At 38.2% G+C, this 20611-nt stretch carries 20 protein-coding genes and 1 tRNA gene; 7 read left to right on the forward strand and 14 right to left on the reverse strand.

Features of this window, described 5'->3' with window-relative positions; translation table 11 throughout:
• Positions 1 to 26: 26 nt before the first annotated feature.
• From mnmC to I8T81_RS02865, 4 genes are read right to left on the reverse strand one after another with little or no spacing between them, the layout of a single operon-like run.
• Entirely contained in the window at positions 27 to 1898 is a 1872-nt protein-coding gene (mnmC, locus tag I8T81_RS02850) for an FAD-dependent 5-carboxymethylaminomethyl-2-thiouridine(34) oxidoreductase MnmC (protein ID WP_198072069.1), read from the reverse strand.
• Positions 1899 to 1921: 23 nt separating this feature from the next.
• Positions 1922 to 2401, reverse strand: coding sequence for a hypothetical protein (locus I8T81_RS02855; RefSeq protein WP_198072070.1), 480 nt, complete (start codon positions 2399 to 2401; stop codon positions 1922 to 1924).
• A 4-nt stretch (positions 2402 to 2405) separates the two neighbouring features.
• Complete coding sequence (locus I8T81_RS02860) at positions 2406 to 2708, reverse strand: YciI family protein (RefSeq protein WP_002051453.1); 303 nt, start codon at positions 2706 to 2708, stop codon at positions 2406 to 2408.
• A gap of 34 nt (positions 2709 to 2742) precedes the next feature.
• Positions 2743 to 3357 (reverse strand): septation protein IspZ, encoded by a 615-nt coding sequence (locus tag I8T81_RS02865; protein ID WP_004705653.1) that lies wholly within the window; start codon positions 3355 to 3357, stop codon positions 2743 to 2745.
• Between the two features lie 44 nt (positions 3358 to 3401).
• Here I8T81_RS02865 and I8T81_RS02870 point away from each other — a divergent pair, with 44 nt between their 5' ends.
• Complete coding sequence (locus I8T81_RS02870) at positions 3402 to 4253, forward strand: PHP domain-containing protein (RefSeq protein WP_198072071.1); 852 nt, start codon at positions 3402 to 3404, stop codon at positions 4251 to 4253.
• Between the two features lie 7 nt (positions 4254 to 4260).
• Here I8T81_RS02870 and I8T81_RS02875 read toward each other — a convergent pair whose 3' ends face one another.
• Together I8T81_RS02875 and radC are read right to left on the reverse strand one after the other, a co-directional pair.
• Complete coding sequence (locus I8T81_RS02875; RefSeq protein ID WP_019457460.1) at positions 4261 to 5172, reverse strand: bestrophin family protein; 912 nt, start codon at positions 5170 to 5172, stop codon at positions 4261 to 4263.
• Positions 5173 to 5234: 62 nt separating this feature from the next.
• The gene (radC, locus tag I8T81_RS02880; RefSeq protein ID WP_081407944.1) at positions 5235 to 5954 is read right to left on the reverse strand and encodes a RadC family protein; all 720 of its coding nucleotides are present in this window, start codon (positions 5952 to 5954) and stop codon (positions 5235 to 5237) included.
• Positions 5955 to 6054: 100 nt separating this feature from the next.
• Between radC and coaBC the strand changes: the two genes are divergently transcribed.
• Complete coding sequence (gene coaBC, locus I8T81_RS02885) at positions 6055 to 7308, forward strand: bifunctional phosphopantothenoylcysteine decarboxylase/phosphopantothenate--cysteine ligase CoaBC (protein ID WP_198072072.1); 1254 nt, start codon at positions 6055 to 6057, stop codon at positions 7306 to 7308.
• 62 nt (positions 7309 to 7370) lie between these two features.
• On the opposite strand, the gene secF is transcribed toward coaBC, so the two are convergent.
• From secF to queA, 7 genes are all read right to left on the reverse strand, one after another.
• Positions 7371 to 8336: a protein translocase subunit SecF gene (gene secF / locus I8T81_RS02890; RefSeq protein WP_151740957.1), complete on the reverse strand. Its 966-nt coding sequence runs from the start codon at positions 8334 to 8336 to the stop codon at positions 7371 to 7373.
• Between the two features lie 8 nt (positions 8337 to 8344).
• On the reverse strand, positions 8345 to 10246 hold the full coding sequence (gene secD / locus I8T81_RS02895; RefSeq protein WP_039253059.1) for a protein translocase subunit SecD: 1902 nt from the start codon (positions 10244 to 10246) through the stop codon (positions 8345 to 8347).
• A gap of 51 nt (positions 10247 to 10297) precedes the next feature.
• Entirely contained in the window at positions 10298 to 10627 is a 330-nt protein-coding gene (yajC, locus tag I8T81_RS02900; protein ID WP_000051669.1) for a preprotein translocase subunit YajC, read from the reverse strand.
• Positions 10628 to 10725: 98 nt separating this feature from the next.
• Complete coding sequence (gene tgt, locus I8T81_RS02905) at positions 10726 to 11859, reverse strand: tRNA guanosine(34) transglycosylase Tgt (protein WP_002157357.1); 1134 nt, start codon at positions 11857 to 11859, stop codon at positions 10726 to 10728.
• Positions 11860 to 12102: 243 nt separating this feature from the next.
• Positions 12103 to 12672, reverse strand: coding sequence for a LemA family protein (locus I8T81_RS02910; RefSeq protein ID WP_004705661.1), 570 nt, complete (start codon positions 12670 to 12672; stop codon positions 12103 to 12105).
• A gap of 85 nt (positions 12673 to 12757) precedes the next feature.
• The gene (locus I8T81_RS02915; RefSeq protein ID WP_198072073.1) at positions 12758 to 13786 is read right to left on the reverse strand and encodes a hypothetical protein; all 1029 of its coding nucleotides are present in this window, start codon (positions 13784 to 13786) and stop codon (positions 12758 to 12760) included.
• A gap of 154 nt (positions 13787 to 13940) precedes the next feature.
• The gene (gene queA / locus I8T81_RS02920) at positions 13941 to 14978 is read right to left on the reverse strand and encodes a tRNA preQ1(34) S-adenosylmethionine ribosyltransferase-isomerase QueA (RefSeq protein ID WP_198072074.1); all 1038 of its coding nucleotides are present in this window, start codon (positions 14976 to 14978) and stop codon (positions 13941 to 13943) included.
• A gap of 182 nt (positions 14979 to 15160) precedes the next feature.
• On the opposite strand from queA, the gene I8T81_RS02925 reads away from it, so the two are divergent.
• The 4 genes from I8T81_RS02925 (at position 15161) to I8T81_RS02940 (ending at position 18403) form a co-directional block, all read left to right on the forward strand.
• Positions 15161 to 15247, forward strand: a tRNA-Leu gene (locus tag I8T81_RS02925).
• A 141-nt stretch (positions 15248 to 15388) separates the two neighbouring features.
• A complete protein-coding gene (locus I8T81_RS02930) occupies positions 15389 to 16396 on the forward strand; it encodes a hypothetical protein (RefSeq protein WP_198072075.1) in 1008 nt (335 codons plus the stop codon).
• Positions 16397 to 16510: 114 nt separating this feature from the next.
• Positions 16511 to 17386 carry a BRCT domain-containing protein gene (locus tag I8T81_RS02935; RefSeq protein WP_198072076.1) on the forward strand — a complete coding sequence of 292 codons (876 nt, stop codon included), beginning with the start codon at positions 16511 to 16513 and terminating at the stop codon, positions 17384 to 17386.
• A gap of 303 nt (positions 17387 to 17689) precedes the next feature.
• Positions 17690 to 18403, forward strand: coding sequence for a hypothetical protein (locus I8T81_RS02940; protein WP_198072077.1), 714 nt, complete (start codon positions 17690 to 17692; stop codon positions 18401 to 18403).
• A gap of 392 nt (positions 18404 to 18795) precedes the next feature.
• Here the strand turns inward: I8T81_RS02940 and I8T81_RS02945 are convergent, their stop codons facing one another.
• Positions 18796 to 18987: a TraR/DksA C4-type zinc finger protein gene (locus I8T81_RS02945; RefSeq protein WP_198072738.1), complete on the reverse strand. Its 192-nt coding sequence runs from the start codon at positions 18985 to 18987 to the stop codon at positions 18796 to 18798.
• A 305-nt stretch (positions 18988 to 19292) separates the two neighbouring features.
• Between I8T81_RS02945 and I8T81_RS02950 the strand changes: the two genes are divergently transcribed.
• Positions 19293 to 20564, forward strand: a complete 1272-nt coding sequence (locus I8T81_RS02950; RefSeq protein ID WP_191012160.1) for a sensor histidine kinase — start codon at positions 19293 to 19295, stop codon at positions 20562 to 20564.
• Positions 20565 to 20611 lie beyond the last annotated feature (47 nt).

Consider the following 20611-nt stretch of genomic DNA (forward strand, 5'->3'; position numbering starts at 1 on the left):
ATTGGAACTAAATTTTCTCAAGCGCACTATTGAGATTTAAAATAAGGTTTCTTTGGTTTAACTTTCTTTTGAAAGCGTCGAGTACTTAATTTCTGTAATAGACTTTCCGGGACAGGACAAGTCTCTCCTAAAATTTCCGCTACAAGTACTTCACTGCAAAGCGGTGCAAATAGAAAACCTTTTGATCCTAACCCTGCAAAAGTTGAAATACGACTTTCACTCTGCATTTTACCTATTACTGGGAAATAATCTGGGCTTTGGGCCCGAACCGCTGCTCGACCTTGCCATTGTTCTACAGGTGGCAATTGTTTTGCATAAGTAGGGAAGATGCTGTGGATTAATTCAAAGTTATGCACATGATCGTCGCTAAGTACATCTTGATCTTCTCGGTTCGGATAGAAAGATGCCCCTAAAATGAGTTGAGAAGAGTCAAGCTGCATGCAGTAGCCACCATAGCTATACGCTTCATACAAAGGTAGAGGCGCAAATGAGTTATTAACCCAGCTCACTTGTCCACGTATTGGCTTTAAAGGGGGATAGTTCTCAAATAAAGCGGCACTTTCTCGGGCACAGCACACCACAACATGATCTGCCTCTGCAATAACATCATTATTAGTCTTTAATTGAACTGTATCGTCAAAAGATGTGAGTGCCGTGATATTAGCAATTTTTAATTCAATACCTGAATGCTGCAAAATTTCATCACGTAACTGGTGTGGAGAAACTGCTCCAGCCTCGCTTAATACAATATGGGGATAGTCCGATTCAAGTGAGCTTGTTTGATGCGTAACAATATCAGCAGGATATTGATCAGCAAGATCGAGAAGATCTTGGGCATTTTTTAATGCCATTTGCTGTATTTGAATTGGGCGAAATGCTTGAAATTTTTTATAGAAATTCAGCGCATGTTGCCAGCTTAAAGTCATTAGATGCTCATGACTTTGTTCAATTGGGCAGAGCTTTGGGTTGAGCAATGCTAGAGGGTTGCCAGAAGCTCCTGATAAAGGCGCTGTACGCTCGAATAGGGTAACTTGGTGCCCACGCTCAGCAAAAGCCCATGCTGTGCTTAAACCAGCAATTCCTGCGCCAATCACGGCAATATGCTGCTGTTTAAAATTGAAAGTATGGTTATCTGGTTCTAGTGCAGTGTCTTCACTTAACGGTGCTTTCCAAACTGCTTTAAGCATTTCACGTTTATGCCCGAAGCCGCGAGGACGTGAAATATCAATGTCATGGGCTTTTAGTCCACGTTTGAGAACACCCGCTACACTAAATGAGGCAAAGGTAGTGCCATAGTCAGAAAGACGAACAATATTGTTTAAAACGTTTTGTTCCCACATGTCTGGATTACACGAAGGTGCAAAACCATCTAGGAACCAAGCATTCACTGCTTTCGTTTTTACCATACTTGGAAAAATATCTTGTGCATCTCCTAACCATAGGTCGATGCTAAAACGTTCCTCGGGAAAACTTAAACGATGGCAGCCAGCCAGAGGTAAGGGATATTGCTCAATAAGTTGTTTAGCAAGCGGTTTAAGTTCATCCCATACATTGAGAGCACGAATGAGGTCTGTTTTACTTAATGGAAATTTTTCTACACTAATTGCATGTAAATGACTGTGGTTATTGGGGCGGACATGTTGCCAAAGCTGCCAGAGTGCAAGAATATTTAAACCAGTTCCAAAACCAGTTTCTCCTACACTAAAATATTCAAAGTCTTGTAAATTGGCTAATCGTTCTGATAGGTCATTGCCATTTAAAAATACATGTCTTGTTTCAAGTAGACCATTATCTTTAGAAAAATAGACATCACCAAATTGTTTGGAAATGGGCACCTCAATACCATCAATAGATACCCAATCCAGCTCAGCAGTTTGTATATGATTTGATTTGTTCATTCGGTTTAATAAGTCGCTCAGGTTTACCACTGACGACGACGTTTTGTATGAATATAACTAGCGATAAAGAAACCAAGGAGTACGCCACCCGCTAGAGTTACCGCACCATATAAAAACATTTGTGCGCTACGTTCGCTCTGTAAAACTTGCACCTGAACAGACAAGTTATCGTTTTTTAGCTGTAGCTCTTGGTTTTGTGCAAGTGCTTCAAGGTTTGCATGTTCTAGCTGTTTAAGGCGAGATGCTTGATCTTGAACTAAAGCTTTGATTTTTGCATCTTGCTGCTGCTTATTCTTTGCGATTTGTTCTGCTGTAAGCGGCTGTGCTGTGGCTGCCGTCGTGGTAGCCACGGGTTTAGCTATAGTTGCAGCAGTAGGTGCTGGTTTGGCAGCCTGAGTTGAAGGTGCAGTTGTTGGTGTTGCTGGTGTCGCAGCAGGTTCAACTGCGCCAGCAGTTGAACATATCAAACACAAGCCAAGAAAGCTTTTGGTTGCAAGCTGCATGCGTTTACCCTTTTGGAAATGCTTTATTAAACGGTTTGACATCAATATGGCTATAGATACCTTCTTTCAGGAATGGTTCTTCTTTTAACCATTCATCTAAAGCTTCACGGCTATCAAACTCTACGATCATGGTACTACCATAAAAACCAGCCTGAGGGTCATTCGGATCTTTAGGCATAGCTCCAGCGGCAACAAGACGGCCTTCATCATCAAGCTTTTGTAAACGTTCGATGTGTTGAGGGCGAACTGCTAAACGTTTCTCTAGAGTTCCTTCGTTATCGGTACAGCTTAGAACAAAAAAAGGCATGTCATCGTATCTCTATAATCAAACCGAAATAACATTAAGCTTCTGGTGACTTAAAATGTTTACGTAAAATAATGAACTGAATAATGATAAATGAAAACATGACGATCATGTCACCAAATGCGGTAAATTCGCCCCAATATTTTCCGCCGTGAAATAAAAACGCGAAGAAAATATGTAAACCAGACATGACCACAAACATTGCAGCCCAAGCAAAATTTAAGTTTTTCCAAGCTTTTTCGCTTAGGTCTAAAATCGGGTCAAATAATCGTTTAATAAGCGGCTTACGTTCTTTACCAAACCAAGGTGAAACCAAGAAAGCACCAGCAAATACCAAGTTCAAAATTGCAGCTTTTAAACGAATATAAAAATCATCGCTTAACATGAGCGTAATACCACCAAAAATAACGGTCATAAACAATACAAACCATTGTTGTTTATCTAGACGGAATTTTTGGAAAATAAATAAGGCGCCATATACCACAAGCATTGAAATAATTAGGCCTGTCGTTGCGACAAGAATATTATTGTTATTTACACCGCCAGCGGAACCGATCAGTTTAAGCAACGGGTGATGAGCATTTGCAGGATCAACAGTTTTATATAAATAGAAGAAAATAATTAATGGAACAAAGTCCAGAAGTGCTTTCATGTTAGAGTATCTGATCAGGTTTGGTGAATGGCATAGTATAAAAGATGCAAGGCATAGATTTACATACACATAGCAATATTTCTGATGGAACTTTGTCTCCGGAATTGTTGGTGCAAGCTGCTGTGGATGTGAAGTTGAATACTTTAGCACTCACGGATCACGACACAATGGACGGCTTGCAGCGTGCGAGAAATGCTGCACAAGCTCATGATTTACAAATTATTTCTGGTGTAGAGATTTCAAGCCAATGGTCTAGACCAAGCACAAAAAAAAGCTATGGTGTACATATTGTGGCTTTGAACATGCAGGATGAAGCACCAATTTTGGAAGCATTAGAACAACAAAAAAGAATTAGAGCACAAAGGGCTGAAGTTATTTGCGAACTATTAAAAAAATGTATTGGCTTTGATATTTACCAAGATGTGCTTAATAAAGTTGAAAATCAGCCAGACCGTATTACCAGAACCCACATTGCCAAAGCCTTGGTGGAAAAGAATGTGGTGAGTCGTCCTCAACAAGCTTTTGATCGTTTTTTAAAAGAAGGTAAGCGCGCCTTTGTAAAGTTTGAAGGATTGGGCTTAAAAGAAACAATAGAGGTCATTCATAACAGTAAGGGTTTGGCAGTTTTAGCTCATCCAACGCGTTATGATTTGTCGGCAACTAATACGCGATATCTGATTGAGTTATTTGCCAGTTGTGGTGGAGACGCTGTGGAGTTGCCGCCTCCTGTAGATCCGTTATCTACTCGCCAAATGATTGATCGTATGATTGATCAGCATCATTTGGCTGTTTCAATTGGCAGTGATTTTCATGGTGAAAATATGCCATGGATTAAATTAGGTAATACCCCTAAACCAAAAAGTGACCAGCAGGGTATTTGGGAGCGTTTTCTCTAATACAGCTCTAGAGCAAGTTGTTATCTTGAGCTTGAATTGGGGGAGGCGTTGGTTTCCCCAGCGTTCCTAAGAGTTCAATTTCGATATTACGTACCATTGCATCTAAAGGTAAATCATTACTTTGAGTACCAAAAGGCTCTTCAATTTCAGAGCTTAGGGCATCTAGACCTAAAAATGTATATGCCAAAATTCCGACTAATAAAGGTGTTGCTAATCCAAGTAAAGAACCTAAACTAAATGGCAACATAAAGCAGAAAAAGTAAACAGTGCGGTTGAGCAAAACTGAATAGGCAAAAGGTATAGGCGTATTTGCAATACGGTCACAGCCAGTCTGTACCACACTTAAATCTGCAACATTTTTATTCATTTGAGCATAAATAATATCTGAGATTTCACCTTCTTTAAGCGCTTGTAATAATTCCCACTGAATAAGGCTAAGCGTATATTGTGGCGCGTTATTTTGTTGATATAACTGGGTTAATGCTTGTTGACTCATGCCGCTAGTTTGAATTAACTCAGTTGGATTGGCTGTTTGGCGGCGTAAACGGTCACGTAATACATTTGCAAAAACAATAACATGGTGAATGACACGTTCGCGGCGAGCCTGAGTTAAAATACGGCAGTCACGATCAAAATGACGTGAAGTCGCGATCAAGACACCCCATAGTTTGCGTGCTTCCCACCAGCGGTCATAACATGCAGTATTTTTAAAACCTAAAAAAATAGAAATGACAACGCCAATTAGGGTAAAACTAACTAAAGGAATTTCTGGAAAACGGTAGAGATTGATATATTCAACTCCACCAATGATTGACGAGATCAACATGAGTACCCCTAAAGAGGGTAGAATTTTTGGTAATATCGTCCCTCGCCAAGAGAATAAAACTTTAAAAATACCAGGCTGTTCACGAACAATCATTTTATTTTAAACGTCGCTATTTTTGTTTTTGATATTCTAAGCTTAGTGAAGCTTTGTCAATATCATTGAACGGCTATTGGGATTGGGTTGAGCAGTTGTTGTTCAGCAAATGAAAAGCTACCTTCTGGTGAGATAATAAAATGGTCCAGTAAAGGTATTTCAACCAACTGACAAGCCTGTTGAAGTTGCTGTGTAAGTTTAATATCTTCAGGAGATGGCTGAGCGGAACCAAAAGGATGGTTATGTGCTATTACCAGTTGGCAAGCATGTTGTTGTAAGGCATAACGTAAGGTTTGATTCACTGAGACTGCACAGTGCTGAATTGATCCAAAAAATAATTTTTTAAAATGCAGTTTTCTTAATTCAGCATCTAAGCAAAGTACTGCGAAGACTTCTTGTTTTTCACCTTTTAATTCATAGCGCAAATAATCTAAAACTAAATCAGAAGAATGAAGACTAAGATTATTTTTCTGAAAGTGATGATCGAGATAACGCCGTCCAAGTTCTTTTACGGCCAGTAATTGCGAATACTTGGTGGCTCCAATACCATTAAATTGAGTCAATTCATTTAAAGATGCATCAAAAACGGCATTTAGGCTTCCAAATTGTTGAATCAGTAAGCGTGCGAGTTCAACTGCTGAATGTTGGCGTGAACCTGAGCGAAGAAAGATCGCAAGTAATTCAGAGTCAGAGAGGCTTTGAGGGCCTTGCTGTAATAACCGTTCTCTTGGCCGTTCTTGTTCTGGCCAATTTTTAATAGAAGTATTCATATTCCCCAGCAATATTCTGCTTAAAATTTTATTTTGTTTGCCCAATCAATCTTGGGTCTGCGCGTATTTAATGCTATTGTGAGCGCCACTGCAACAGTAAGGTATCCTGTTCGTGAGCTTTGATTTAAGTGTTATTCCTCATAAAAACATTGTTTTAGCCGTTACAGGTGGAATTGCTGCCTATAAGAGTGCCATTTTGGTTCGTCGTCTTAAAGATTATGGTTTCGACGTTCGGGTTGTTATGACACACGGGGCTCAAGCATTTATTACACCTCTAACGTTTCAGGCTCTTTCGGGAAATCCTGTACATACCGAACTCTTAGACCCTGAGGCTGAAGCTGGAATGGGCCATATTGAGTTGGCTCGTTGGGCTGATTTATTACTGGTTGCGCCTGCAAGCTGTGACACTCTGGCTAAGTTTGCTAATGGTTTAGCAGATGACTTACTCAGTACTCTATTTTTAGCGACTAAAGCACCTGTGTGGGTTGCTCCAGCGATGAACCAGCAAATGTGGGCTGCAAAAGCAACACAACGTAATTTGCAAACGCTAGTTGAAGATGGCGTGCATGTGATTATGCCGGATTCAGGTGAACAGGCTTGTGGTGATGTCGGTTTAGGCCGTATGCCAGAACCTGAAGAAATAGCCCGTCAAGTGGCTGGTTATTTCCATCAAGCCCAACGCGCCATTGCTGAAAAATTTGGTTTGTTGGCTGGTAAGCGAGTTGTGATTACTGCTGGGCCAACACGTGAGGCGATTGATCCGGTTCGTTATATCTCAAACCATAGTACTGGAAAAATGGGCTTTGCTTTAGCGGCTGCATGTTATGCGGCAGGGGCAAAAGTCACTTTAGTTGCCGGACCTGTAAGTTTAGATACACCAAATGGTGTTCAACGTATCAACGTTGCATCTGCACGACAAATGTTGGATGTCAGCATGAATTCACTTGAGACTGGTTGCGACATTTTCATTGCGACAGCAGCAGTAGCCGATTATCGCGTTGCTGAAGTGGCTGAGCACAAGATTAAGAAAGCAGGGGATGAACTGAATGTTTCCCTTGTAAAGAATCCGGATATTGTGGCAACCATTGCAGCTCAGGAAAAACGTCCATTTATGGTGGGCTTTGCTGCCGAAACGCAGAATGTTGAAGAATATGCAGCAGGTAAACTGGTTGCTAAAAAACTAGACATGATTGCGTGTAACGATGTTTCTCGTGCTGATATTGGTTTTGCTTCGGATGAAAATGCGATGACTGTTTTCTTTGCTGACAGTTACCATATGAAAAAGCGAGAGTTAGAGAAAGCATCTAAGCAAGAAATTTCTCAACAATTGGTTGAAGCTATTTCAGATGCATTACGCCGTAAATAAATTTTGAGCTTAATAAAAAACCGCGAATAAATCGCGGTTTTTTTATAGTCTTATTTAGACAATCAAGGAATTTCATCTTCAAATTCAGGTTTAACCTGAACGATGAAGTCTTGACGGTTAAGACCACGCCACAACGCAAATGCTGTACCGATATAAATCGAAGAGTAAGTACCCACAAAGACACCCACAAACATTGCAACAGAGAACCAGTGTAAGCCATCACCGCCCAAGAACATCATTGCAAGTACAACAAGCAATAAGGTCATTGAGGTATGAACTGTACGACGTAAAGTCTCAGTTAAAGCAATATCCACGATTTCACGTGGAGTCGCGCCGCGAATCTTACGGAAGTTTTCACGGATACGGTCTGAAACAACGATGTTATCGTTAAGAGAGAAGCCAATCACCGCGAGTACCGCAGCTAATACGGTAAGGTCAAATGGCCATTGGAATAATGCAAATGCACCAATAATGATGATGATGTCATGGAATAAAGACATCACGGCACCCATCGCGAGTTTAAACTCAAAGCGAATGGTCACGTAGATCAACATTAATATAAGCGCAAGAGCAACCGCTCCAGCCGAACGTACATAAAGCTCATTACCAACCTGACCGCCGACAGAGTCCACTTTATGAACTTCGGCAGCATTATTTGGTAATTGCACAGCTTTGGTAATCGCGTTATTAAGATCTTCAACCTTAACTTCTTGTACTGGCATACGCACGAGTAAGTCTTTATTACTACCCAGCGTTTGTACTACCGCATCTTTAAAACCAGCTTTATCGAGAGCCTGAATAACTTCAGACTGATTTGCTGGTTGTGCATAGTTAAGCTCGGCAGAAACACCACCTGTAAAGTCCAAACCTAAGTTAAGACCTTTAGTCGCAATAAAGAAAATACTCGCTAAAGTAATAAGGATCGAGAAGATTGCTGCTGGTTTAGCAATCTTCATGAACGGGATGATTTTTGCATCATCCGGACGACCATATTGTTTTGAAGGCTGTTGAGTCACTTTAGTCATCATAGATCTCCTTAAATGCTCAACTTTTTCAAATTACGGCGTTTACCATAAATGAGCTGTACGATTGCACGTGTTACTGTAATTGCAGTAAACATCGAACACACAATACCAATCATTAATGTTACGGCGAAACCTTTAATTGGGCCTGTACCAATTGCAAACAGAATGAATGCAACGAGGAACGTGGTTAAGTTCGAGTCAAAGATGGTGTTATAGGCTCGATCATAACCTGCCACAATGGCCTGTTTGGGTGAGGCACCCCAGAGCATTTCCTCTCGAATACGCTCACATATCAGTACGTTGGCATCGACCGCCATACCAATGGTAATAACGATACCCGCAATACCTGGTAAGGTCAGGGAAGCCCCTATCCAAGACATCACGGTTAAAATCATTGCCAAGTTAACAACAAGCGCAAAGTTCGCAATTAAACCGAATACGCGGAAGAATACGATCATCCAGATTGCAACAAGCAAGAAACCGATTTGAGTTGAGAGAACACCTTTATCAATGTTTTCTTGACCAAGGCTTGGACCAACAACACGTTCTTCAACGAAGTACATTGGAGCAGCTAAAGCACCAGCACGTAACATTAATGCAAGTTCAGATGCTTCTTGAGGAGAACTTAAACCAGTAATACGGAAAGTTGAACCTAAAACAGCTTGAACTGTTGCAGCATTAATGACGACAGATTCGGTATATGGCGTACGAACTTCTGTTTGAGCACCAGTTTTTGGATCTGTAACGTAAGTAATCTTTTGCTTGTTTTCGATGAACAATACCGCCATGCGTTTACCAACAGCATTACGGGTTGCATCTGACATGAGCTTACCACCAGCACTGTCGAGCGTAATATTTACTTCGGCACCACCAGAGTCTTGGCTAAAGCCAGAACTTGCATTTTGAACACGTTCACCAGTCAAGATACGGTTACGTTGCAACAAAAGTTGACGACCGCTATCTAAAGATTGATAAGCAAAAACTTCTGTACCCGGAGGTAACGGTTGGCCGTTATATTTACCTGTATACGGGTCAATATATTGATCATTTAAGTCAGATACCAAACGGAATTCGAGGTTAGCAGTACGACCTAAAACACGTTTAGCTTCTGCTGTATCTTGAACACCCGGTAATTCAACGACAATACGGTTGCTACCCTGACTTTGTACTAATGCTTCTGCAACACCAAGTTCGTTAATACGGTTACGTAATGTTGTTAAGTTCTGATTGACTGCATATGCCTGAATTTCTTGACGGCGTACATCGGTATAAGTGAGTTTTAAGGTAGAACCCGTCGTGCTCGCTAATGCCTGTTGGGTATATTCATTACCATTACGGCGTAAAAAATCCATTGCTGCATCACGATCAGCATTGTCAGCAAATTGAACAGTGATCACATTATTATTTAACGCAAGGTTGTTAAATTTAATTTTGTTTTCACGGAACTGACGACGCAAATCAGTTGCAGAGGTTTCCATACGTTGGGAAATGGCTTTGTCCATATCTACTTCTAGCAAGAAGTGGACACCACCACGTAAGTCCAAACCAAGTTTCATTGGTTTAGCCCCAATTTTTTGCAACCATTCTGGTGTAGTTGGTGCAAGGTTTAGGGCAACAACATATTGATCACCTAAGTCACGGCGTAATACTTCTTTTGCTTTTAACTGCGCTTCAGAAGAGCTGACACGCAAGAGAGCAGCATTATTTGTAAAAGTATTATCGTGGCTCGCAATATTTGCTGTTTTTAAAATTTGCTCTGCTTTTTGCACCACACTTTGATCAATTTGGGTACCAGCTTTGGCACCGGAAATTTGAACTGCGGGCTCATCCGGATATAGACTAGGCAGTGCGTATAATGTACTGACTACCAGAACAACCAGAATCAGTAAATATTTCCATGCAGGGTAACGCATTCGCTTTCTTCTTAAATGAAAAAGCCGTGCTAAAGCACGACTGTTTTATGATTAAAGGTTATTTAGAGTGCCTTCAGGTAATACAGAAATTACGCTGGCACGCTGAATTTTTACTTCTACACCACGGTTAAGTTCAACAACCGCATAGTCACCTTCAAGTTTGGTTACTTTGCCCATTAAACCACCAGCAAAAACAACTTCGCTACCTACACCTAAGCTTTCGATTAAAGAACGGTGCTCTTTTGCGCGTTTTGCTTGAGGGCGCCAGATTAAGAAATAGAAGATTGCAACGAATACAACAATCATCAAAATGTTTGGCAAAAGACCCGGGCTTTGGGCTGCTGCTGGAGCTGCATGTGCAGTAGAAATGAACAAGCTCATTTTAATTTCCTAAAGTTAAAAAATATGAGTCAGATACCTGACATAATCCTAATTCGTTTTGCAATTTACCTTGTCTTGCGGTTGAGCGCAAATCTCGCTTATTCATCGACAGGGCAAGGTGGAACTTCTAATCCGCGGCGGGCATAAAAGTCCTGAACAAATTCATCAAAAGTGCCATTATCTAATGCATCACGCATACCTTCAGTTAAACGTTGGTAATAACGTAAGTTATGAATGGTACCAAGCATAGACGCTAACATCTCTCCACATTTTTCAAGATGGAACAGATAAGCACGGGTAAAGTTCTTACATGTGTAGCAATCGCAGTGTGGGTCAAGAGGCCCTTGGTCATGACGATATTTACTATTACGAATACGTACCAGACCATCAGTGACAAAATAATGGCCATTACGTGCATTACGAGTCGGCATTACGCAGTCAAACATATCGACACCACGGCGTACCGCTTCAACGATATCTTCAGGTTTACCTACGCCCATTAAGTAACGTGGTTTGTCTTGTGGCATTTTGTTTGGAAGATAATCTAAAACTTTGATCATCTCTTCTTTTGGTTCACCTACAGATAAACCACCAATTGCATAACCATCGAAGCCAACTTCAAGTAAGCCATTTAAAGACTCATCACGTAAGTCTTCATACATGCCGCCTTGAATAATGCCGAATAAGGCATTTTTATTCTTAAGCTCATCATGGTGATGCGTTTTACAACGTTTTGCCCAGCGCAAAGAAAGCTGTAATGATTTTTGTGCTTCTTCGTGTGTTGCAGGGTATGGTGTACATTCATCAAAAATCATGACGATGTCAGAGTTCAATACATGCTGAATTTCCATTGAAATTTCAGGCGATAAAAACACTTTTGAACCATCAATCGGAGAGCGGAAAGTAACACCTTCTTCCTTAATTTTACGCATAGCGCCAAGGCTAAATACTTGGAAGCCGCCAGAGTCAGTCAAAATTGGCTTATTCCATTTAATAAAGTCGTGCAATCCGCCGTGTTGCTTGATTACTTCAAGGCCCGGACGCAAATATAAATGAAAGGTATTACCTAAAATAATTTGTGCCTGAATATCTTCGATATCACGCGGCAACATGCCTTTGACTGTACCGTAAGTCCCCACTGGCATAAAAACAGGTGTTTCAACAACACCATGTTCTAAAGTTAAACGACCACGACGGGCACGACCCGACTGACCTAATTTTTCAAACTTCATCTAAAAATCCTGAACAATAGCAAGCAATACCGTAGGGCAGTGCAAGGGCGAAAAAACAGTTCGCTGCTAAATAGGGGCTGTAACATTATGAGTTTTCAAACAGGAAGACCAATTTAAAAACACAAATAGCCCTAAAAATAAGAGGGCTATTTTCCTTGATTCTGCCAAGTAGTTCTACTACTAAATGTAGCTGGCTATAAAATAGGTCAATTTTCCGATTGAATGACCATTTTTTTATTTAGACTAAAAGTTAGGTTTGTAGTCAAAATTGTCTGTAGCCAAATTATCGCGGAAAGGACGAATTGCTTTTTTAGATAACGTCACTGTATTAATCAGATTATTTGGGAACACTTCAATCTGGTTGTTAAATACTTCGACGTTGCGGTTAAAAATGCTGATAGCAGCGCCAACATTTTCGTTTTGTTCCTGAATATCATCCATCATTTTGCTATAGAGCGTATCTGCTTTTAATTCAGGATAATTTTCAACCACGACATTTAAGCTACGGATCAGCTCTTTGCTCATTTTTTCAATCTGCTGTAATTGAGCAATATCAGTATGATCGACATTTAAACTGAGAATTTGCTGACGTAAAGCAGTCACTTTTTCTAAAGTCGATTTTTCAAACTGAGTATATTGATTGAGTGTGCTTTCTAGTGCTTCAAGTGTTTTTACTTTTTGGCGTTCGAAATTTGCAACCTCAGCCCAAGCGCGCTTGGTCGCGTTAAAATAACGGACTATGTTGTTACGAATGTGGATGCCCCACGCAATCAGTACGACGAAAATCCCCAAGAAAATGAATAAGCCTTTCATTTTCACTCCTCTTATTTTTATTCCCTCATTGGACCTTTTAACTTCTTATTTTTTAATAAGTTGCTAGTTCGGCACTACGAGAGATTTATTTAATTAAATTAAGCATGAATTGCTGAAATTTTTCATATTGCGGCATGGTCATGGTACGTAAATGTCCACGTAATGCTGGAATATCATGAATTTCACTACGTTTGCTGGTGGTTTGAAAAAGATCTTGCTCACCGAGATAACATAATATTTGCTCTTCATGATGATAAATTAAATCACCTTTAAAATGTTGAAAAAAATCATGAAGTTTTAAAGTTAGACTTGGGCTAATTTCTTTAGCTAACTGGTGTTGGTCAGTACCGAAAATATTGAGCTCTTGGTTAATCAGAATGTCAGTACTTTGCCATTCGCTTAAGTAGGGTGCAAAAAAGCGAGAACGTTGATTACTTACGGCAATACCTAAGGCTGGTATTTGAAAAATAAAAGCGCCCCACAAATCTTTATGAATCTCTTTTACTATTTTTTTATCGCTGTTTTGATCTTGAAGAATAGGTAAATTATTTACATAGTGATATTTAAATAGCAGGACTTGATGATCTGTAATGCCATCATTCCATGTCACTGAAGCAAACTCAGTAATTTCATTCGCTTCATTGCCTCGATTAAACAATGGGAAATATTGTTTTAGTTTGCTCAAGACTAAAATGGGTTGGGCTTGAATTGGAAGATAAGCTGGTAAGTGTTGAAACTGTAAGCCATAACGTAAAGCAGTCATACGCTGCTCTAAATAGTGAATGACTTCGCTTAGAGGTTTTTGCGGTTCATAGAGCAAATAGGCCAGAAAACCAGTTAAAAATGCCCATAAGAGACTTAAAATATATTGAATATGAGGATGAAAAAAGTATCCAAATAATAGCGTCGTAATACTGCAAATACCTAACAAATAGGGCAGTACATTTACAAAACGAAGGTTATGATCTTCACGCCATGGATGTAACGCGTTTAAGAGCTCTTGATCTGTTTGTGACTTTTGCCCCGCATCCCAAAGTCGAGCAATATTACGAAAGACCTGTGTGTTTTTTTTACGTCTTATATGGAGTGCTTGTTGTACGGTATCAATTGGCATGAAATTAATGAGTTGATTATCATAAAGTGCTAATTCTAGATTATCTTTTAAATTGAAAGAGATAAATAGAAATATCAGGAGTATTTTTATTTTAATTATAGAGGCTGGGTTAAACCTTAAAATTAACTTAGTAGGTTTAACCCATTTATAAATTTTAAACTTCTAGCTTATCAATCAGCATTGCATCGCCATAGCTAAAGAAACGATAGCGGCTTTTAACTGCATGTTCATAGGCAGCCAAAATGTTGTCTCGATTCGACAATGCTGAAACTAGCATGAGCAGGGTAGACTCAGGTAAATGGAAGTTAGTAATTAAACGATCTACGATACAGAATTCATAACCCGGATAAATAAAGATTTGCGTATCACCATTCCACGCTGCGATTTTTCCGCCGTGTGCTTGGGCTGCACTTTCTAAAGCTCGTGTTGCGGTTGTACCTACAGCAATTACTTTATTGCCGCGCGCTTTAGTCGCCAAAATCAAATCAATGGTTTCTTGGGGAACATCGCACCATTCACTGTGCATAACATGATTGGTAATGTCATCAGTGCGTACAGGCATAAATGTGCCAGCACCCACGTGTAAAGTCACAAAAGATTTTTGAACATTTTTTTGCTCTAACTTTGCTAGTAACTCTTCGTCAAAGTGCAGGCTCGCAGTTGGCGCAGCCACACTGGCAATTTTCTCAGGGTTATGGAAAACCGTTTGATAGCGTTCAGTGTCAATTTCTTCTGCTTCACGGTTAAAGTAAGGCGGAATAGGTAGCTGACCATATTGCTCAAGTACAGGCAAAATTGGCTGTGAAAACTCAACCACAAATAAGTTTTCGTGACGGCCACGTACAATCACAGGGATATTACCTGCACCGACATAAAGCTCGGCACCCGCTTTAGGTGAGTTACTCGATTTAATATGACAATACGCTGTGGTGTGGTTCAGCATGCGCTCAACCAAAATCTCAATCGCACCGCCTGTCGAGCGTTTTCCTTTAAGTCGAGCTTTCATGACTTTGGTGTCATTCAGCACCAATAAATCACCTTCTTCAAACAGATCGATAATGTCTGTGAACATGTGATCGTGATATTGACCCTTTGAATCTAGGTGCAATAACCGTGAAGCACTACGTGATTCAAGAGGGTAACGGGCAATAAGTTCATCAGGTAATTCAAAGGAAAAGTCAGACAGTTGCATATTTAGAAAAAAACACCGCAAAAATTGGGCCTAGTATAAACTTTTTCGCTTTTTTATGACTGTGCTTATAGCCTAAATCATGAAAAATGTTTAAATGATCTAAAAGTGAACGATAATATTCACTTAGGGTTTGACAAGTTTTACAAACGCGCTAATATACGCAACACAAACATACTTCCTCTCCCGAGGTGGTGAAATTGGTAGACGCGGCGGACTCAAAATCCGCTGTCAGAGATGACGTGTCGGTTCGAGTCCGACCCTCGGGACCATATTCAGAATCGTAAGATTCTACGGAAACCCCTAAGCTAAAGGCTTAGGGGTTTTTTGTTGGGTAAATTTTTATTGTAGAAAGTTTAGAAAAGCTTAGATACTATTATGCGTCAAGACTTTATAATAATTTGGGGTACGTAGTGAGGGAGATAGAATCTATAAATTTAGAAGAAAATGTTGAAAAAAATAATGATTTTTCGGATAAGCCTGAGGAAAAATTAAGTAAAATTATAAAAGGATTTAATACACTTAAAACAAAGTTAATTAATAAAAAAGATGAATTTTCAATTCCAACAAGTAGAGTGAAGGAGTTTACGGAGGTATTTGAAGATATAGAAAATATCTTTTTTATACTTGAACTGTCATTAAAAAAATTAGAAAGCGAGAGTGATTTAATTACAAAGGAATCTTTTAGATTAATTGTAGAAAATTTAAGAGTATTAAAGGGAATTGAAAACTGGGCTGATTATCTAAATTTTTTAAGAGAAGTTATCTATAAAGTTAATATGCTTCAAATTTTACTCAGCCGAGATATACAGAGGGAGGAATTTTTAGCATATAAAGCAGCTACAGACCAAACAGTAGTAGAATTGAAAAACAGAGAGCTTGAACTTGTAAAGACAATTGAGGAAGTTAAAGTTGTTTTTGAACAAACAAAAAATTTAAAAATACATGACTATTATGATCTAGCTGCTAAAGAAAATCAGAATAAATCAGATGTTAATAGGTCTCTTTTTATTTTTATAATTATCTTATCATTAACTATCATATGGTTCTCTTTGGTGACTAAAGGTTACTTTGGCCTAAGTGGTTATGATTATTATTTTTTTAAAGGAAGTTTAGTTTTAACATCCATTACACTAATTACTTACTTCTTAAAACAGTCTGTAAAATATCAAAAAATGGCAGATCAATGTAAGCAGACTAAATTAGAGTTAGAAGCATTTCCAAGCTATGTAGCGAATTTATCGAATGAAGATCCATTAGTGGCTGATCTTAGAAAGGAACTAGCTATGAAATATTTTGGACGTGACGTCGATAATAAAAGCAATGATGAAACAAGTAATATTCTGCAAGATCAAATGAAAAATACTACTGAAATGGTTAAAGCAGCTATGGAAGTACTTAAAAAGTCGGGAAGTAATTAGACTAAAGATATAGAGATAAGTTCTTAAGAATTAAGAAAAATATAGATTGTTATTAGTATCTTGGATACTATGTAACCAACTTTATTTTAATAATAAAATGAGATTGGTGACATCATGGAAGTTGACTTAAATCGTATAAATTTCAATGCGAAACAAAGTAAATTAGGGAATTTGTTTTTAGGTTTTTTTGAGGGTTTATTTTTAGATGGTCGTGTGCGTTTACAGGAAATTGAGGCATTAATTAAATGGGTAGAACAATATCCAGAAGCTGTAACAGTACCTTATTTTGAACCGCTTTATCAGGTTTTGCTTAAAGCAGCTGAAGACCCGCAGTTCTTATTAACGAATCACCAAGAAGTTCAAGCACATTTAGATTTATTTAAAAACTCAAAGTACTTTAAAGAACATACTTGTGATGTCCAAAGATTACATGGTGTGTTAGCAGGTTTGGCTTGTGATAATGATTACACAGATGACGAAGTTTTGGCTTTAAGTGCGTGGTTGGATCGTCATGACTATCTGAAAGATGATCCTATTTATGAGGAAATAATTCTTGTTTTGAATCCTGTACGCATTTTAAATCGAGTAAGTGGCGATACAAAAGAAGTACTCCGTTTAACATTGGCCAAATATATCCAGCTTAATAATTTTGGTTTACCTCAAGTTAGAGTATCCGGCTCTGAAGATAATAAAAATCCTGATTTTTATCATGGAAATATTGAAATTATAGGGAAAACAATTTGTCTGACTGGTGCATCTGAACAATATACAAAGGCTGAATGGGAGGAAGTTATTGAAGCCAAAGGAGGTATTTTTACAGATAGTCTCACTAAGAAAGTTGATTATTTAGTGATTTGTAATAAAGGGAATCCTCATTGGGCACATATGAGCTATGGGCGTAAATTTGAACAGGCTTTGAAGTGGCAGAAGGATGGTGCAAATATCCGTATTTTGACTGAAGATGATTTTGTGAAGGTTTTGGAGAACTAATTATGAAGCATAAAATTGTAATGATTATTAAAGATGGATTAACTCATGTTGAGTGTACTGCATGTGGTACTAAGGACACGTTTCAAACTTTCGATGATACTTTAAAGTTTAAACAGCAAACTCTTGCCGGAGATTGGGAATTAAATATGACACAATCTATGACATGTCTAACTTGTAATAGAACAACTCCATTTTTTAATTGGAGAACACAAGATTATTATTACTAGGTAAAGATAAATATATTTAGAAAATAAAATTAATCTAAAAAAAATTGTTGGTGGCTTCTACTAAAGGGGATGTTCTATGAAGCGACTTTGGTTTTGTACTCTGCTAGCGGTATTTATGACAGCACCAGCTTATGCTGAAGAAGTAGGTGCTACTTATAAAGACTTTAATAATGGCTGCGGATCAGGAGCAAATGAAAAATTTGTACCTGACCAAATACTTGGAATTGATATCAGACAAGCATGTGCCAATCATGATAATTGTTATTCTAAGTGCTTAAAAGGAGGAGAAAATTACGGAAAAGAAATTTGTAAAAAGGATAATGAAAAAGAAGATAGAAGAGCAATCTGCGATCAAAGGTTTAAAAAAGAGATTGAAGAGATCTGTAAAAAAATAAGCATGTTTGATTTAGGTAAAAAGCAATTGTGTACCTTGATTAGTGATATTTATCCAATTGCTGTAAGGGTTGGAGGGAAACCTAGTTTTAATGGGATTCAGGTATCTAATCAAATGCTAATCTATCTGGAAAATAATCAACTCAAAGATAAGGATATAGAAAAATTAGGCCAAGAAATTAATTCACTTAGTCAAATTAATGGTATTCAAGAAAACACGATGATTTTATCAATTGAAAATGGTAAGCCTGTAGCGAGTTTAGAAGGAATACCATCTGAAGTTCCACCTAAGTCTGATAATTTAATGATTCAAAGAACATTGAAATATGGTGATAATATAGATCTATCGAAGGCGACAATTAATCAAAAGCCAATAACGATAGAAATGATTCAATAATCTTCTAATAGTTTTCATTATTTAATATAGCCTTTTTAATAAGGCTATATTAAATATAAATAGTGCAAAATAATTAAACTGCTTAAGATCAAACCAAAAATAGTACCTATTAATATTGGATATAACCACATAGCTCACCACCATCGAAATGCTTGTACAAGGTCGGGCAATTTCCAGATGAAGAATATAATTAAAATAAGAAAAGCTACTCTCCAAAAACCATATTTTTCCATAGCACTCTCTATACTTTTTACAATTGATGATATAATTTCAGGCATGATTTAATCCTTGTTGGGTAAGGGTTGAATACAGAAACCTCAAGGACCACGAATTTTTGGGGTTTTGTTTTATCTGCTAAATTTAATCATGCTAATTTCTTGAAAACCTGTGACTTAAAATGTGAAAACTGTTTTGACATGTTGAACTAAAATAATTAACGATAACGATGCGAAAGTTTTTTCTTGTGTATTTTTACACTCAACACAAAGAGTTACAGAACCATAGCGCTGACGCTCAACGGGAATATCATTTCCACATTCTTCACATTCCGTAAGGGAAGAGCGGCTAAAGTCTTTAGGTTGAATTTAGAGTTGTTTAAGTTGTAATTATTAAAAAATTTAAAAATGAGTTTTCTCTTTTTTAGTATGATTTTGAACTCGCATTTCTAACATCTTACAACTCTCTAGCTTCAAACATTTGTTGTATTTTTCTCAAGCATACCCACTTTATGTATCTGAAAACCTTTAATTGAAACTTCACATTTCTATTTTGAAAAGAACGTTGCTCTTTTTATGTACTGTGTTAAAGTTTGTATTAGATCATAATGATTATAAGTACATTTCTTGAAAGCGGTTCCGACCAACAACGACAAAATCTGTGAGGCGGGCAAATGACATTCCAGCGTTTAGAACTACATCAGATCGAGCAGTTAAGTGCTTGTAGAATATCACTATTACTTGGATTAAATGCCGAGCAGAACTATATCGAGCAATTTTTCCGATTTAGTCTTCGTCTGTTGAAGTGTCAAAAAGCCTTATTAACTTTTAATCAGGAACCTTACTTTTGGCACCGTTGCCCTGAAGGTATAACTGCAATTTCGTTTAAGCCTTCGAAGCATTTGAAACAGTGCTTTGCTAAACAACAGATCATTAATCATCTACATCCTTCCTATCAAAACTTGACCAACTATTTAAAAGAACTAAACATCGAGTGCAGTAGGGCATTGGCTGTACATCTTTTACATCCCGATAAGACTTCGATGGGCTTTGCTGTCTTTTTTGATGATGATGCAGCTACCTTTGAAGATGATGATATTCAATTGCTGCTCGATTATTGCTCTACGTTTATGCAACAGGTTGAATTGAAGTTTAACTATGAAGAGTTAAACGAACTTTATGAACAACAGGTGGCAATTAATTCAAGTAAAACAAAATTTTTCTCGATTATTTCGCATGACTTACGTGCGCCATTTCATGGGTTACTTGGGTTTTCCGAGGTACTTGCCAAAGAGCGCGAGACTTTAGATGAATCTAGTATTCAAAATATTGCAGATTATTTATATGAAACCTCGCAATCGACCTATAACTTGCTTGAAAGTTTACTGACATGGGCCATGGCAGAGGGTGGACGTTTTGTATATCACCCAATTAACTTTAAGCTGAGACAAGTGAGTAATATTGTTTGTGATGTACTGCGTACCTTAGCGATAAAGAAAAATATTGAACTGGTAAATGATGTTCCAGAAGATTTAAAAATCTATGCTGATATTAATATGATGACTTCTGTGATTCAAAACTTGGTATCAAACGCGTTGAAATTTACCGATATTGATGGCTCAGGCAAAGTTTTTATAGAAGCTAGACAAGCTGATAAAAATATAGAAATAACAGTTCGAGACACCGGTTTGGGTATGACAGAGCAACAAATCAAAAATTTGTTCCATCCACGTATTACAGCCAGCTTTAAAGGTACGGCAGGCGAGAAAGGCGCTGGTCTAGGTTTAAGCCTTTGTAAGCGTTTTATTGAAATTAACCAAGGGCAAATTAATGTTGGTTCCAAAGAGGGCGTAGGAACAACATTTAAGGTTTTACTACCTTCAGCTCAAGAAAGTCATGACGCACTGACCGAACATCATTCCTCACCAGAAGCAAAATTAGTCTAATCCCTTTTCCTACCACTACTCGAACTGCTATAACTAAAAAGAGAGTA

It is taken from the genome of Acinetobacter seifertii (assembly GCF_016064815.1).
Taxonomy (GTDB): domain Bacteria; phylum Pseudomonadota; class Gammaproteobacteria; order Pseudomonadales; family Moraxellaceae; genus Acinetobacter; species Acinetobacter seifertii.